Origin of the sequence: Sanguibacter sp. Leaf3 (genome assembly GCF_001425965.1) — a bacterium.
Lineage (GTDB): Bacteria > Actinomycetota > Actinomycetes > Actinomycetales > Cellulomonadaceae > Sanguibacter > Sanguibacter inulinus.
The window spans coordinates 493029-507861 of record NZ_LMRH01000002.1; the positions used below are offsets into that span (position 1 = coordinate 493029).

General features: G+C 69.5%; 14 protein-coding genes. 7 read left to right on the forward strand and 7 right to left on the reverse strand.

Annotated elements, in window-relative coordinates; translation table 11 throughout:
- Nucleotides 1-101 precede the first annotated feature (101 nt).
- Together ASG53_RS09635 and ASG53_RS09640 are read right to left on the reverse strand one after the other, a co-directional pair.
- On the reverse strand, nt 102-1115 hold the full coding sequence (locus ASG53_RS09635) for an aldo/keto reductase family protein (protein WP_056132072.1): 1014 nt from the start codon (nt 1113-1115) through the stop codon (nt 102-104).
- A 96-nt stretch (nt 1116-1211) separates the two neighbouring features.
- The gene (locus ASG53_RS09640) at nt 1212-1811 is read right to left on the reverse strand and encodes a DUF3043 domain-containing protein (protein ID WP_056132075.1); all 600 of its coding nucleotides are present in this window, start codon (nt 1809-1811) and stop codon (nt 1212-1214) included.
- Between the two features lie 173 nt (nt 1812-1984).
- On the opposite strand from ASG53_RS09640, the gene ASG53_RS09645 reads away from it, so the two are divergent.
- Nucleotides 1985-3328 (forward strand): dipeptidase, encoded by a 1344-nt coding sequence (locus ASG53_RS09645; protein ID WP_056134017.1) that lies wholly within the window; start codon nt 1985-1987, stop codon nt 3326-3328.
- A gap of 170 nt (nt 3329-3498) precedes the next feature.
- Here the strand turns inward: ASG53_RS09645 and ASG53_RS09650 are convergent, their stop codons facing one another.
- Both ASG53_RS09650 and nadA read right to left on the reverse strand, forming a co-directional pair.
- Nucleotides 3499-4026, reverse strand: a complete 528-nt coding sequence (locus ASG53_RS09650) for an acyl-CoA thioesterase (protein ID WP_056132078.1) — start codon at nt 4024-4026, stop codon at nt 3499-3501.
- A 163-nt stretch (nt 4027-4189) separates the two neighbouring features.
- Entirely contained in the window at nt 4190-5401 is a 1212-nt protein-coding gene (gene nadA, locus ASG53_RS09655) for a quinolinate synthase NadA (RefSeq protein WP_056132081.1), read from the reverse strand.
- A 50-nt stretch (nt 5402-5451) separates the two neighbouring features.
- Here nadA and ASG53_RS09660 point away from each other — a divergent pair, with 50 nt between their 5' ends.
- The gene (locus tag ASG53_RS09660) at nt 5452-6741 is read left to right on the forward strand and encodes a glycerate kinase (RefSeq protein ID WP_056132085.1); all 1290 of its coding nucleotides are present in this window, start codon (nt 5452-5454) and stop codon (nt 6739-6741) included.
- Nucleotides 6742-7035: 294 nt separating this feature from the next.
- On the forward strand, nt 7036-7386 hold the full coding sequence (gene erpA / locus ASG53_RS09665; protein WP_012866564.1) for an iron-sulfur cluster insertion protein ErpA: 351 nt from the start codon (nt 7036-7038) through the stop codon (nt 7384-7386).
- A 202-nt stretch (nt 7387-7588) separates the two neighbouring features.
- On the opposite strand, the gene ASG53_RS19480 is transcribed toward erpA, so the two are convergent.
- Nucleotides 7589-8038 carry a sulfurtransferase TusA family protein gene (locus ASG53_RS19480; RefSeq protein WP_235533894.1) on the reverse strand — a complete coding sequence of 150 codons (450 nt, stop codon included), beginning with the start codon at nt 8036-8038 and terminating at the stop codon, nt 7589-7591.
- Nucleotides 8035-9237, reverse strand: a complete 1203-nt coding sequence (locus ASG53_RS09675; protein ID WP_056132088.1) for a cysteine desulfurase family protein — start codon at nt 9235-9237, stop codon at nt 8035-8037. Before ASG53_RS09675 ends, ASG53_RS19480 begins: the two co-directional genes overlap by 4 nt.
- A 295-nt stretch (nt 9238-9532) precedes the next feature.
- On the opposite strand from ASG53_RS09675, the gene ctaC reads away from it, so the two are divergent.
- From ctaC to ASG53_RS09695, 4 genes are all read left to right on the forward strand, one after another.
- Nucleotides 9533-10432, forward strand: a complete 900-nt coding sequence (gene ctaC, locus ASG53_RS09680; protein ID WP_056132090.1) for an aa3-type cytochrome oxidase subunit II — start codon at nt 9533-9535, stop codon at nt 10430-10432.
- Nucleotides 10432-12219 carry an aa3-type cytochrome oxidase subunit I gene (gene ctaD / locus ASG53_RS09685; protein ID WP_056132093.1) on the forward strand — a complete coding sequence of 596 codons (1788 nt, stop codon included), beginning with the start codon at nt 10432-10434 and terminating at the stop codon, nt 12217-12219. The genes ctaC and ctaD overlap by 1 nt, the downstream gene beginning before the upstream one ends.
- On the forward strand, nt 12216-12614 hold the full coding sequence (locus tag ASG53_RS09690) for a cytochrome c oxidase subunit 4 (RefSeq protein WP_056132096.1): 399 nt from the start codon (nt 12216-12218) through the stop codon (nt 12612-12614). Before ctaD ends, ASG53_RS09690 begins: the two co-directional genes overlap by 4 nt.
- Before the next feature lie 288 nt (nt 12615-12902).
- Nucleotides 12903-13934 (forward strand): DUF4349 domain-containing protein, encoded by a 1032-nt coding sequence (locus ASG53_RS09695; RefSeq protein ID WP_235533895.1) that lies wholly within the window; start codon nt 12903-12905, stop codon nt 13932-13934.
- 191 nt (nt 13935-14125) lie between these two features.
- Here the strand turns inward: ASG53_RS09695 and ASG53_RS09700 are convergent, their stop codons facing one another.
- On the reverse strand, nt 14126-14749 hold the full coding sequence (locus ASG53_RS09700; protein ID WP_056132101.1) for a superoxide dismutase: 624 nt from the start codon (nt 14747-14749) through the stop codon (nt 14126-14128).
- Between the last annotated feature and the right edge of the window lie 84 nt (nt 14750-14833).

Sequence of the window (14833 nt, forward strand, 5' to 3'; positions counted from 1 at the left end):
GGCCCAGCAGCTCCTGAGGACCGACCAGGAGAGCAGGAGGCCCGGTCGGGCGGTGATCTCTCACCGCCCGACCGGGCCTCCTCACGCTCCAGTGGGCTGCGTCAGGCGACGCGGCCCTTCGGTGCGGTCTCGGCGGTCTTGCTCGCGTCGCGCTCGACGACGTCCCCGAGGATCGTGTCGATCTTCGTCAGCAGCTCGTCGGGGATGACCACCCCGGAGGCCTTGACGTTCTCCGCGACCTGCTCGGGACGCGAGGCCCCGATGAGGGCTGCGGCGACGTTCTTGTTCTGCAGCACCCACGCGACGGCGAGCTGGGCGAGGGACAGGTCGAGCTCGTCCGCGACAGGCTTGAGCTCCTGCACGCGGCGCAGCACGTCGTCGTCCAGGAAGCGCTTGATCATGTTCGCGCCGCCTTTCTCGTCCGTGGCGCGCGAGCCGGCGGGAAGCTCGGCCCCCGGTGCGTACTTGCCGGTGAGCACCCCCTGAGCCACGGGGGACCAGACGATCTGCGAGATGCCGAGCTCGGCCGACGTCGGCACGACCTCGTCCTCGATGACACGCCACAGCATCGAGTACTGGGGCTGGGAGGAGATCAGCTGGAAGCCGAGCTCCTTCGACAGGGCGTGGCCCGCGCGGATCTGGTCGGCGGTCCACTCGCTGACGCCGATGTACAGGGCCTTGCCCTGACGGACGATGTCGGCGAAGGCCTGCATCGTCTCCTCGAGGGGGGTCTCGGTGTCGAATCGGTGCGCCTGGTAGAGGTCGACGTAGTCGGTCCCGAGGCGGGTGAGCGAGCCGTTGATCGACTCCATGATGTGCTTGCGGGAGAGGCCCGTGTCGTTGGGGCCGCCGGGGCCTGTGGGCCAGTAGACCTTCGTGAAGATCTCGAGGGACTCGCGACGCTCGCCCTTGAGCGCGTCGCCGAGGACCTGCTCGGCCTTCGTGTTCGCGTAGACGTCTGCAGTGTCGAAGGTCGAGATGCCGGCGTCGAGCGCGGCACGGACGCAGGCTGTCGCCGCGTCGTTCTCGACCTGTGAGCCGTGGGTGAGCCAGTTGCCGTAGGTGATCTCCGAGATCTTCAGACCGGAGTTGCCGAGGTATCGATAGTTGACCATCCGTCCACACTATCCGTGACGTACGACACCGGCCGCTCGAGACGAGCGACCGGTGTCGGGTGGATCAGCAGACGCGCCCATGAGGCGTGCGCAAGGTCAGGCGGGGTACTGCCCGTGCTTGACCATCGGCTTGGGCAGACGGGCGCGGCGGATCTGGAAGGCGCGCATCGCGGCGTAGCGGCCGATCCCGCGCAGCTCGACGTTCTCGCCGAACTTCGCGATCAGACGCTTCTTCAGAGCGCGCCACATGATGAAGGTGTCGGCGATCGCGACGATCACCACGATGTACACGGCGAGGATCGCGAAGAGCGCGAGCTCAGGGATCTGGTTGCCGAAGAGAGTCACGACGAGGAAGGCGAGGGCCAGGAACAAGAAGTACTCGGCGACGTTACGACGGGCGTCGACGACGTCGCGCACGTAGCGCTTGACCGGACCACGGTCGCGGTAGGGGAGGTGCTTCTCGTCACCGGTCTTCATCGCCTGGTACTCGACGTCGCGGGCGGCACGCTGCTTCGCGCGGGCGGCCTTGGCGGCTGCGCGGCGGTCGTCCGGGACCAGGGGACGCTTGTTCGCGGCCTCGGACACCTTGCGCTTGGGCGTCGGGCGGCCCTTCTTGGCCTGCTCGAGCGCCTCGGCGGCAGCTGCCACGTCGGTGGGCGGGACGGCGTCGTCTGAAGACTTGCTACGTGAGAACACGCAACGATCTTAGTCGACCTGTCGCGAGGGTCGAGCACGGTGCGCGCCGCAGGCTCGGCGTCTCGCCCGCCGGTCCCGCGGCCCAGTCGGCGCCGGCAGGAGCGCGGACTCGCTGTCCACAGATGCGCAGGCTCGGCTCCCGGCGGACGGTGCGGGCGCGATACGGTGCTCAGGTGACTCTTCCTGACGACCTCCGGTCCCGTGTCCACGACCTCTTCCCCGCGCTGCGCGCCGACCTCGAGGCGCTCGTGCGCATCCCGAGCGTCTCCGCCCCCGCCTTCGACCAGGCTCACGTCGCGTCGAGCGCAGAGGCTGTCGCCGAGCTCCTTCGTGGCGCCGGCCTCGACGAGGTGCAGATCCTCACCTCGGGCGAGAGCCGACCCGCGGTCGTCGCGCGGCGCTCAGCCCCGGCCGGCGCCCCGACGGTCTTGCTCTACGCGCACCACGACGTCCAGCCTCCGGGCGACGCGGCGTCCTGGGCCACCGACCCCTTCGTGCCGACCGAGCGTGACGGACGCCTCTACGGACGCGGCGCCGCTGACGACAAGGCCGGCATCGTCGCGCACCTCGGTGCGCTGCGCGCGCTCGGCGACGAGCTCGCTGTCGGCGTCACCGTCTTCGTCGAGGGTGAAGAAGAGATCGGCTCGCCGTACTTCGGTGAGTTCCTGGCCGAGCACGCAGAGCTGCTGCGCGCCGACGTGATCGTCGTCGCGGACTCCTCCAACTGGAAGGTCGGCGTCCCCGGCCTCACCACCTCGCTCCGCGGGCTCGTCGACTGCGAGGTCGAGCTGTCCGTCCTCTCGCACGCGGTCCACTCTGGGATGTTCGGCGGTCCGGTCCTCGACGCCATCACGCTGCTCTCGCGCCTCATCTCGACCCTGCACGACGACGCGGGTGACGTCGCCGTCGCGGGCCTGGCCCACGCACCGGACCCGACGGTCGACTACGACGAGGCCGACTTCCGCGCCGACTCCGGTCTGCTCGACGGCGTGCAGCTCGCGGGCACAGGGCCGATCTCGTCCCGCCTGTGGACCAAGCCCGCGCTCTCGGTCATCGGCTTCGACGCCCCGACTGTCGCGCTGTCCTCCAACACCATCGCCCCCAAGGCGACCGCAAAGCTCTCGCTGCGCATCGCCGCCGGGCAGGACCCGGAGGCTGCTCTCGAGGCGCTGCGCACCCACCTGCTCGACAACGCGCCGCTCGGCGCGAAGGTCGTCGTGCGGGACGGCGAGCTCGGCAAGCCCTTCCAGGCTCCCGCCGACTCCGCAGCGATGCGCGCCGCCCGGGCAGCCTTCGAGCAGGCGTGGGGAGTCCCGCCCGTCGACATCGGCATCGGCGGGTCCATCCCGTTCATCGCCGACCTGCTCGAGGTCTTCCCCGACGCCGCGATCCTCGTGACAGGTGTCGAGGACCCGGACTCGCGCGCCCACGGCGCGGACGAGTCCGTGCACCTGGGCGAGCTCGAGAAGGTCGTCCTCGCCGAGGCTCTCCTGCTCGACGGGCTCGCGCAGGGCTGACGCGACGCCACTGACACAGCGACGACGCCACAGCGACGCGGGCGAGCAGAGAGCCGCCGACCTCATCAGGTCGGCGGCTCTCTGCGTCTGTCGTCAGGCGCCGGGCCGTCTAGACGCGGTGCGGTCTGCGGGAGGCACCCGTCCTGGGTCAGCTCCAGACCGCCTTGACGTCAGGCGCGGTGCGCGACGTCCATGGCTCGTGCCCATGCGGCGACGTCCTCGGGCAGCTCCGGGCTGGTCTCAGGACCGCCGAGCAGGGCCACGACGTCGGGTGCGGGGACACGGTCTCCGGTCTTGGCGAGGAACCTGCCAGCGACGATGCCGCGGGCGGCGAGCTGGCCGCCGGTGGTGATGACCTGCTCCAGGTAGGCGATGCGCGGGTCCCAGCCGAGGACGCGGCTCGTGATCTCGACGCGCTGCCCGAGGGTGAGGGACTTGCGGTACTTCACGGTCGAGGCGGCCACGACCGGGTACCAGCCGCGCTCGTTGAGCAACGGCATCCCGCCGCAGTCGGCGAGCAGGTTGCTGCGCCCGGTGTCCATCATGTTGAGATAGACCGCATTATTCACATGGCGATAGATGTCGAGATCGCCGAGGCGGACCCGGGTGCGGGTCACGGAGGGGTCGAGGACAGTCTGGCCGGGGATCGCCCGGCGAGGTCGGAAGGTCGCGAGCGCGAGCTGGATCTGGCGAGTCACCCGGTCACGCTACTACGGCCCCCGCTCGACGATGACGTCGTGCAGGGGCCGTAGGGGAGAAGGTCGGCGCAACCTGGTCCGGTTGTCGCGACCAGGGTGCGACGGGCGCGGGCTCCGGCAGGTCTTCGCTCGGGACGTCCTTCGGCGGCCGAGGCCGGACGGCTCAGAGCCCGGGCAGCGCGAGCATCTGGTCGAGGGCGACACGAGCCCAGTGCGCGTCGTCGGAGTCGACGACGATCGGGTTGACCACGCGGCCGGCGACGAGCGACTCCATGGTCCACACGAGGTGGGGGAGGTCGATGCGGTTCATCGTCGAGCAGAAGCACACCGTGGAGTCGAGGTAGTGCACGTTCTTGTCCGGGTGCGCTGCGGCGACCCGGCGCACGAGGTTGAGCTCGGTGCCGATGGCCCACGACGAGCCGGGCTCGGCGGCGTCCAGGGTCTGGATGATGAACTCGGTCGACCCGACGAGGTCTGCCGCGACGACGACCTCGTTCTTGCACTCGGGGTGCACCAGGACGTTGATGCCGGGGACCGCCGCGCGGATGTCCGTGACGTTCTTCTCGCTGAACCGCCCGTGGACCGAGCAGTGGCCGCGCCACAAGATCATGCGGGCGTCGCGCAGCTGCTGGGTGGTCAGTCCGCCGCCGGGCTTGCGCGGGTCGAAGACCACGCACTCCTCGGGGGACATGCCGAGCTTGAGGATCGCGGTGTTGCGGCCGAGGTGCTGGTCGGGCATGAAGAGCACCTTGCCGGTGCCCTCGACGCCGCCCACCTGGTCGAAGGCCCAGCGCAGCGCGACCTCGGCGTTGGAGGACGTGCACACGGTGCCCGCGTGGCGACCAGTGAAGGCCTTGATAGCCGCGGTCGAGTTCATGTACGTGACGGGGAGGGTCTGGTCGGCGATGCCGGCGTCCTGGAGGACCTCCCAGCACTCCTCGACCTGGTTGATCGCGGCCATGTCGGCCATGGAGCACCCGGCGGCGAGGTCGGGGAGGATCACCGTCTGGTCGTCCGAGGTGAGGATGTCCGCGCTCTCGGCCATGAAGTGCACGCCGCAGAAGATGATGAACTCGGCGTCGGGCCGGGCGGCAGCCTCGCGTGCGAGCTTGAAGGAGTCACCGGTGACGTCGGCGAAGTCGATGACCTCGTCGCGCTGGTAGTGGTGGCCCAAGATGAAGGCTCGGTCGCCGAGTGCCGCGCGGGCGGCTCGGGCGCGTTCGACGAGGTCCGGGTCGCTCGCCGCAGGCAGGGCCCCGGCGCACTCGACACCGCGCTCGGAGGCGAGGTCCTTGCCCTGTCCGAGCAGCAGCAGCGCGGGTGAGGGTGCCGGCTCGGAGAAGGTTGCGTTCAGCAGTGTGCTCACGTCGTCCATGATCTCACAGCGTGCAGGGCATTTACCGTCCGGCAGGGCAGGATGTGGACATGGACGTCCTGCTGGCTCCCTGTGTCGTGAGCCCCGTCGTGAGCCTTGTCGAGAACGCTGCCGAGGCGTCGGTCGCGAGCTCTGCCGAGAGTGCAGCCGGAGCGAGGCTCCTGAGCGCCTGGACTGCTGCGGCTCGGCACGACGCGGTCGACCTCTGTGAGCTCTCGTCCGGAGGTCCGGGGTTCGCGACGCTCGTCGGACGCCGGGCGGAGACCGTGCGTCGCGGCCGACAGCCGCAGCCTGCGGACCCGGTCGTCTGGCTCGCCCCGGGCGTCGTGCTCGTCGGCACGACCGCCTACGTCGACACCTCCGCCGCGCTCGTCCACGGGGAGGGAACCTCCGGGGTAGGGGAGCAGCTGATCACGGCAGTCGGCGCAGGCGCGTCGCGGATCGTCCTGGGGCTCGTCGGCCCGGACTGCTGCATCGTCCCTGATGCCGGGCTCGGGCTGCTCCTCGCACTCGGTGTCGCGGGGCTCGACGGGCGGCGTCTGCTGGCCCCCGGAGACCCGGCCGCCGGGATCGACGAGACCGACCCGATCGGCTCGGCCAGCGACACCGGCCAGACCGACCACACCAGCCACACCGGTCAGACTGACGACATCCCCCCCGACCACCTGGCCGGGCTCACCGATGCCCTCGGGCTCCTCGCCCGCATAGACCTCGTCGGAGCCTGCGCCGACGAGCTCCCGCTCCTCGGGCTGCACGGGGCGAGCGCTGCCGCAGGAGAGGTGGGTGCCCTGACGGCCTCCGGAGCCCAGCAGCTCGAGCGGGCTGTCGGTCAGCTCGCCCACGCCGTCTGGTCGGCCCAGACCACGTCACGCAGACCCGACCTCCTGTCAGGCTCCGGGTCAGCGGTCCCCGCCCGCCTCCGCGACGTCACCGGTCTGCCCGGGGCAGGCGCAGGCGGCGGGGTCGGATGGCTCGTCGCCCTGGCCGGGGGACGCCTGCTGCCGGGTGCTGCCGTGTTCGCCGACGCCGTCGACCTGCGGAGGCGGGCCGCGGCCGCCGACCTCGTCGTGACGACGGTCGACCACCTCGACGCGTCGACCTTCCACGGCTCGGGCGCCGAGCAGGCGGTGTCTGCGGCCGCCGAGGTCGGGGTGCCGTCCGTGGTGGTGGCGGGGACGAGCATGATGAGCCGGAGGGAGTCGTCCTCTGCCGGGATCAGCGCGGTCTACGTCGCCTCGGACCGGCCGCGCGCCGACGGTGAGACCTCGCCCGTGGACCTGGGAGACGTGCTCGGGCGGGTGGCCAGGTCCTGGTCACCGGCCCGGACGGCGCGTCGCTGAACGGTGTCGATGTGCCTGGGCAGGACCCCCGTCGAGATGCTGTCGCGGGCCGCCGCCTGACCCGCTCGACGATGACGTCGTCGTGCGTGGGCATCATGCGGAGGCCTCCGGTCCTGCGGGAGCCAGCACCGCGCTGGTGACCAGTGAGCGGCACGGGGCTTAGTCTGGTGGGAATACTCCGACGGTGCTGCAGGTTGGCACACGTGCGGGACGGCTCGCACCGCTGAGGCGGAGCTCCGACAGAGCCGGCACCGACCGATCGTCACCAGACTTTCTTCATTGTGGGGAGACACCATGAGCGAGACCACCGAGACAGCGACCCACGGCGTCCTGCTGAGCGACGTCGCGGCGCAGAAGGTCCGCACGCTCCTCGAGCAGGAGGGCCGCGACGACCTGCGTCTGCGCGTCGCCGTCCAGCCCGGCGGCTGCTCCGGCCTGATCTACCAGCTCTACTTCGACGAGCGGGTCCTCGACGGCGACGCCCTCAAGGACTACGACGGTGTCGAGGTCGTCGTCGACAAGATGAGCGTCCCGTACCTCGAGGGCGCGACCATCGACTTCGCGGACACGATCGAGAAGCAGGGCTTCACGATCGACAACCCGAACGCCGGCGAAGGCTGCGCCTGCGGCGGATCCTTCAGCTGATCTGACGCGGGTCGTCGGGGCGAGTGCCCCGCTAGAGACCTGAGGGGCCCGGTCCTGTCTCACGACAGGGTCGGGCCTCTGTCGTGCTCGGGGCACGTCTTCCCTCGGGCTGCGTCGCCCTGGCCCTGCTGCCTCCTGGCGGTGGCGCCGCCCGACGGCGCTGGCCCGAGGTCGCGCTGTCAGCGGGAGGCGCAGACGCCTGTCAGCCGCCGAGACGCACGGTGATCGCTGTCGCGACCGGCGCCGGGGCGTCCGCAGCGGCGGTGTCGCGCGAGCCCTGGTCGGACCGGGTGGTCCCCGGTAGCCCCAGGTCCGCGCGAGCGCTTCGCGCCGTCCCACCCTCGTCAAGCTCTTCGGGCTCATCGAGCACGGTCGATCCGACCACGGTGTGCCCGCGCATCCGTGCCCAGGCCGGGACGTCGTGCTCGGCAGCCGGGTCGGTGCTCCAGACGGTCACGAGGTCACCCGGCGAGAGGGTAGAGGCGGCCTTCGCCAGCCTGATCACCGGGATCGGGCAGCGCAACCCACGGGCATCGACGATCATCGTGCCGCTGCCGCTGCCGCTGCCGCTGCCGCTGCCGCTGCCGCTGCCGCTGCCGCTGCCGCTGCCGCTGCCGCTGCCGCTGCCGCTGGGCTGGCGGACGTCAGTCACAGCGACTCGACCCCGAGCGCTGCACGCACCCTGGCCACGGCCCCGGGCAGGACAGCGAGGAACCTGTCGACGTCGTCTGCTGTCGTGGACCTGTCGAGAGCGATCCGGATGTTCCCGTGCGTGAGCGACCCCATCGCGGCGAGCACGTGGCTCGGCTCGAGGGCGCTCGACGTGCACGCAGACCCGGACCCGACGGCGAACCCGGCCCTGTCCAGCTCGCTGACGAGCGCCTCGCCGTCGACGTAGAGACACGAGAAGGTCACGACGTGGGGGAGCCTGTCGACGGGCTCGCCGACGAGGTCGACGTCCGGGACGAGCAGCGGGACCTGAGTCCGGATCGTGTCCACGAGGGCGCGTCTACGGGCGTCTTGGGCGGCGCGGTCTGCGGTCGCCGCCTGGAGCGCGACGGCTGCCGCGAAGGCGGCGGGGACGTTCGTCCCGCCCGGGAACCAACGGTCCTGGTCTTCCGGCCAGTCGGCCTGCCAGCGCACGCCCTGCCGGACGACGAGGACCCCGGTCCCCCCGGGGCCGCCCCAGTCGGCAGGATCAGCGGTCAGCACGTCCCAGTCGTCACCGACGGGGACGTGCCCGACCGCTGCACCGGCGTCGACGAGCAGAGGGACGCGGGCTGCGCGGGCGACCTCGTGGGCGCGTGCGAGCGGCTGGAGCGTCCCGACCTCTCCGTTCGAGTGCTGGAGGGCCAGGAGCGAGACACCCGGGGCCGTCGTCTCGCTCTCGAGAGCATCGAGGTCGACGGCTCCGCTGCGTCCGACCGGCACGACGACGTGCTCGGCGGTCGAGCCCTCGACGGTGGACTGGTGGCGCCGGACCGCGAAGCCCGATGCCTCGAGGACGGCGGCCCGCTCGACCGCTGACGTCACGACGGACCCGCCGACCCTCCGGCGACCGAGTGTCACGGCCCTGACCGCCGCGTGCTGCGCCGCCGCGTGGGAGGGGGCGAAGTGCACCTCTTCGGTCCGGGCACCTAGGACCTCGGCGACCGCCGCGCGGGCTCCGTCGAGCATGGAGGCGGCGCGGCGTCCCTCCGAGTGCAGCCGACGGGGATCGGCCCAGCCTTCGGCCAGTGCTCGTGTGAAGGCCTCGTGCGCGTCGGGCAGCAGCCGGGCGCTGCCGCCGGCGTCGAGGTGGACGCGGCCAGGAGCAGAGGAGAGGGCAGCGGGAGTGGTGGCATCGGGCACTCGTCCACGGTAGTCGAGCGTGGGGCACCGGTCCCACGAGGCCTGGCGGGGTCGTCGTGGGCACCTGCCACCGGGGTCAAGAGTGCTGGCGGAGCCCCACGACGGCACTGTTCGTGACACTCCGACGACTCCTGTGAGCAAAGCGGTCCTCGTGCCACGTCTCACACGTCATCACGGCGATGTCGGGGACTTGCCAGGCCCCTGTCCAGGCTAGGCTTCATGTCATCGAGGACGAAGGTCCTGTGTGCTGCCCGAACACGGTTGGTGTGCAGGACGTGAAGTGAAAGGCCCCCCTTTGCGCTCGGAACGCCCCAACCGCAGTCGAAAGACGGTCGGCAAGCTGGTCATAGCTGCCGCGATCGTCTCCGTCGCCGTGTCCGGATGCTCGGCCGAAGCCCAGCGTGGCTTCCTGCCGGGTTACTCCGACGGCCCCACGACCAACCAGACCGACCGGATCACCGACATGTGGGTGGGCTCCTGGGTCGCTGCGCTGATCGTCGGGATCATCACCTGGGCTCTCATGCTCTGGTGCGTCGTCGCCTACCGGAAGCGCAAGGACGACCACACGCTCCCGATCCAGACCAGGTACCACCTGCCGCTCGAGATCATGTACACGCTCGTCCCGATCGTCATGGTCGGCGTGCTGTTCTTCTTCACGCAGCGCGACATGACCGAGGTCCGCGCGACCGACGCCGAGCCCGACGTGACGATCCAGGTGATCGGCAAGCAGTGGAGCTGGGACTTCAACTACCTGGACGACGACGTCTACGAGACCGGCCAGCACGCCGAGGACGTCGGCTCCCTCGAGAACGAGCTCGGAGGTGTCGGGACCAACTCGCAGTTCCCGACGCTCTACCTGCCCGTCAACGAGGTCGTCGAGTTCCAGCTCGAGTCCCGTGACGTCATCCACTCCTTCTGGATCCCGGCCTTCCTCGACAAGATGGACATGATCCCGTTCCGCACCAACGTCTGGCAGGTGACACCGACCCGCGAGGGTGTGTACGCCGGCAAGTGCGCCGAGCTCTGCGGAGAGTTCCACTCCGGGATGCTCTTCAACGTCGCCGTAGTCTCCCGTGAGGAGTACGACGCCCACATGGCAGAGCTCGAGCAGGCCGGCCAGACCGGACAGCTGGGGCTCGACCTGAACCGTCAGCAGAGCGAGGCTGGCAACGCCGCCGCGGAGGGTGAGAACTGATGGCTGTCGACACCGACACTCACGTCGAGAAGATCCCCGGCCTCGCGCCGGGGCGCCAGACCCTCGGCCGTACGGTGATCAAGTGGATCACCTCGACCGACCACAAGACGATCGGGTACATGTACCTGATCACCTCGTTCATCTTCTTCTGCATCGGTGGCCTCATGGCCCTGGTGATCCGTGCGGAGCTCTTCGAGCCCGGCATCCAGATCGTGCAGAGCAACGAGCAGTACAACCAGCTCTTCACCATGCACGGCACGATCATGCTGCTGCTCTTCGCGACGCCGCTGTTCGCTGGTTTTGCGAACATCATCATGCCGCTGCAGATCGGTGCACCTGACGTCGCCTTCCCGCGACTGAACATGTTCGCGTACTGGCTCTACCTCTTCGGTGGGCTCATCGCCTCCGCGGGCTTCTTCACGCCGCAGGGAGCAGCCTCCTTCGGGTGGTTCGCCTATGCACCGCTGTCGAACACGACGTTCAGCCCGGGCCTCGGCGGTGACCTCTGGGTCTTCGGCCTGGCGATGACCGGGTTCGGCACCATCCTCGGTGGCGTCAACTTCATCACCACGATCATCACGATGCGTGCCCCCGGCATGACGATGTTCCGCATGCCGATCTTCACCTGGAACACCCTGGTGACGAGCATCCTCGTGCTCATGGCCTTCCCGCCCCTGGCCGCCGCGCTCTTCGCCCTCGGCGCGGACCGCAGGCTCGGAGCGCAGATCTTCAACCCGGAGAACGGTGGCGCCATCCTCTGGCAGCACCTCTTCTGGTTCTTCGGGCACCCCGAGGTGTACATCATCGCGCTGCCGTTCTTCGGCATCGTCAGCGAGATCTTCCCGGTCTTCAGCCGCAAGCCGATCTTCGGCTACAAGGGTCTGGTCTACGCGACGATCGCGATCGCTGCGCTCTCCGTGACGGTGTGGGCTCACCACATGTACGTCACCGGCGCCGTCCTGCTGCCGTTCTTCTCCTTCATGACGATGCTGATCGCCGTCCCGACAGGTGTGAAGTTCTTCAACTGGATCGGCACGATGTGGCGCGGCAAGCTCACCTTCGAGACGCCGATGCTGTGGTCGATCGGGTTCCTCGTGACCTTCCTCTTCGGTGGTCTCACGGGAGTCATCCTCTCGAGCCCGGTCCTCGACTTCCACGTGTCTGACACGTACTTCGTTGTCGCGCACTTCCACTACGTCGTCTTCGGCACCGTCGTCTTCGCGATGTTCGCAGGCTTCTACTTCTGGTGGCCGAAGTTCACCGGGCGCATGCTCAACGAGCGCCTCGGCAAGATCCACTTCTGGCTGCTGTTCGTCGGGTTCCACGCGACCTTCCTCGTCCAGCACTGGCTGGGCGTCGCCGGTATGCCGCGTCGTTACGCCGACTACATGCCTGAAGAGGGCTTCACCTGGATGAACCAGATCTCGACGGTCGGCTCGTTCATCCTCGCGGCCTCGACGCTGCCGTTCCTTTGGAACGTCTACGTCACCTGGCGCAACGCGCCGCTGGTCACGGTCGACGACCCGTGGGGCTTCGGCTCCTCGCTCGAGTGGGCGACGTCCTGCCCGCCGCCGCGGCACAACTTCACGTCGCTGCCGCGCATCCGGTCCGAGCGTCCCGCCTTCGACCTGCACCACCCTGAGGTCGCGGCGATGGACCACCACGCCGTCGACCCTGGTCCCCTCGACCAGATCTACGGCGAGGGTGACCGCCGTGGTCAGCAGTCCCTGGCGAAGGACCGTGTCATCAACGGTCCCGGAGACGAGAACGCAGGAGAGCCCCGATGAAGATCGAGAGCAAGCTGTTCACCTACCTCGCCCCCTTCTTCCTCCTGGTAGCCGTGGTCTACGGCTTCTGGAGCGACTGGGAGCCCGTAGGCACCACCGGGCTGTTCCTGTCGATCGGCCTCGTCGGCATGATCGGGTTCTACCTCGGTTCGACCGCCAAGCGCATGGACCCTCGCCCCGAGGACGACGCCTTCGGTGAGATCGAGCAGGGCGCCGGCGAGCAGGGTGTGTACTCACCCTGGAGCTGGTGGCCGCTCGCGATCGCCGCTGGAGCCGGTGTCTGCTTCCTCGGGCTCGCCGTCGGCTGGTGGGTCTTCGGGATCGGCGTCGTCTTCTCGATGCTCGCGCTCGTGGGTTGGGTCTTCGAGTTCTCTCGCGGACAGCACGCCCACTGATCCACACCTCTCTGGCCGGCTCACGCCGACCTCAGATCTTCACCACAGGCAAGGCCCCGGACCACACGGTCCGGGGCCTTCCTCGTGTCCTGGGGGCCTGCGACAGGCCGTGCTGTCGGGCAGGCGGCGTTGCTTGCAGGTCGGGACGTACCGGTCCGATCTCGGTCTCGACTCGGTTGGGCAACGTTCTGGACGAGTGCGGTCACGCAGCGCCCAGGGGTCTCTAGTGTGGTCGCCATGACGACACGACGCTGTGCACAGGGCGGACCTCGACGCAGGTGGGGGACCGTGGCAGTCCTCGCTGTAGCTGCGGTGCTCGCGGGCTGCTCGTCAGGAGCAGAGAGCACTGTGGGGAGCGCCGACCAGGCAGTCTCAGACCGCTCGGGCAGCGTCGACGGTGCTGACAGCGCAGGCGGGGCAGAACCTGCCGCGGCGGCCTCAGAAGCACTCGCCGCGATAGTCGGCGGGGCCGAGGCTGACCGCTCCGTCATCGTCAGCGGGACCGTCGTGCTGACAGCCGACGACCCGATCGCTGTGGCGGACCTCGTCGCCGGAGCTGTCGAGGGGGCCGGTGGCTACCTCGACGGCCGCTCGGAGTCCCAGGGAGAGGGCTCGCGGCCCGCGCAGGCGCGTCTGACCGTCCGGGTGCCCCCGGGTGAGGTGCAGCCGATGATCGACTCGTTGCGGGGCATCGGGAAGGTCACCGAGGTCGACCTGTCCTCGTCCGACGTGACGAAGCAGGTGGCTGACCTCGAGACGCGGATCTCCGCGAAGAAGGTCGCCATCACCCGTCTCGAAGAGCTGCTCTCCGGCGCGGGGTCCATGGCGGACCTGCTGGCTGTCGAGGGCGAGCTCACCACCCGCCAGTCGGAGCTGGAGCAGCTGCTCACCGAGCAGGCGGGCATCGACGACCTCACGTCCATGGCGACGCTCGAGATCTCTGTCTACGCGACCGACCAGGAGCCGGCGCCCGACGAGGACGAGGTCTCCGGGTTCCTGGGCGGGCTCTCGACGGGCTGGGACGCCCTGGTGACCGCTCTGGGGGTCGCAGTCACAGTCCTGGGGGTGCTGCTGCCCTGGCTCGTCCTCGTGGCGCTGGTCGGTGCGGTCGCGCTGTGGATCCTCCGCCGTCGACGACGCCCGACCGGACGCGGAGACGCCGTGGGTCAGGCCCGGACGGCTCGTCCTGCGGGGGAGGTGACCGAGGCTTCCGCAGATCGGGCCACGACGGCGGGAGGTGGCGCTCTCCTCACCGGTGGAGCAGCGCTGAAGCCTGGTCCTGCTGCGTCGCAGGACGGCCCGCCAGTCGCGCACGACTGATCGGGCGCCGCTTCGCCGTGAACCCGTGACTGCCGCCTCACCGTGCACCCGTGACGGCCGCCTCGCCGTGCACCCACGACGTGAGAAGGCCCCGCCGGCTCTCTGCCGCCACCTCGTGGACGAGGAGCGGGAAGGGGGCGGACGGGGCCTTCTCGTGGTCTTCAGCGCCTCGGAGGCGCCTCAGGTCGTGCTCAGGGGACGATGAGACCCGAGGTCTGGGTCTTGGCGCGCGCGAGGCGTGCTGCTGCGTCGTCCCAGCTGACCAGGTTCCACCAGGCCGTGACGTAGTCGGCACGGACGTTCTGGTAGTCGAGGTAGTACGCGTGCTCCCAGACGTCCAGGAGGACGATCGGGGTCAGGCCCATCGGGATGTTGCCCTGCTGGTCGTACAGCTGGACGATGATGAGCTTCTGGCCGATCGAGTCCCAGGCGAGGATCGCCCAGCCGGAGCCCTGCACACCGGCGGCGACGGCCGCGAAGTGCTTCTTGAAGGCCTCGAAGGAGCCGAAGTCGTTGCCGATGGTCTCGGCGAGGTCACCCGTGGGCTCGCCGCCGCCCTCGGGGGAGAGGTTCGTCCAGAAGGCGGAGTGGTTGATGTGCCCACCGAGGTTGAACGCGAGGTTCTTCTCGTGGAGGTTGACCGCGGCCAGGTCGCCGCTCTCGCGGGCGTCCGCGAGCTTCTCGAGCGCGGTGTTGGCGCCGGTCACGTAGGCCTGGTGGTGCTTGGAGTGGTGGAGCTCCATAATGCGACCAGAGATGTGCGGCTCGAGCGCACCGTAGTCGTAGCCGAGCTCAGGAAGGGTGTAGACAGCCATTCCGATGTCCTCCTAGACGTCGTTCGCAGCCGAGGGGCCGCGACTCACTGCATAACGCGGAAGGCCCGCGAACATGTTCCCACC

Excerpts from the sequence above, each read along its gene's own strand:
- ASG53_RS09635 (WP_056132072.1), bottom strand. The coding sequence starts at position 1,115 with ATGGTCAACTATCGATACCTCGGCAACTCCGGTCTGAAGATCTCGGAG.
- nadA (WP_056132081.1), bottom strand. The coding sequence starts at position 5,401 with ATGGACGACGTGAGCACACTGCTGAACGCAACCTTCTCCGAGCCGGCA.
- ASG53_RS09660 (WP_056132085.1), top strand. The coding sequence starts at position 5,452 with ATGGACGTCCTGCTGGCTCCCTGTGTCGTGAGCCCCGTCGTGAGCCTT.
- erpA (WP_012866564.1), top strand. The coding sequence starts at position 7,036 with ATGAGCGAGACCACCGAGACAGCGACCCACGGCGTCCTGCTGAGCGAC.
- ctaD (WP_056132093.1), top strand. The coding sequence starts at position 10,432 with ATGGCTGTCGACACCGACACTCACGTCGAGAAGATCCCCGGCCTCGCG.
- ASG53_RS09690 (WP_056132096.1), top strand. The coding sequence starts at position 12,216 with ATGAAGATCGAGAGCAAGCTGTTCACCTACCTCGCCCCCTTCTTCCTC.
- ASG53_RS09700 (WP_056132101.1), bottom strand. The coding sequence starts at position 14,749 with ATGGCTGTCTACACCCTTCCTGAGCTCGGCTACGACTACGGTGCGCTC.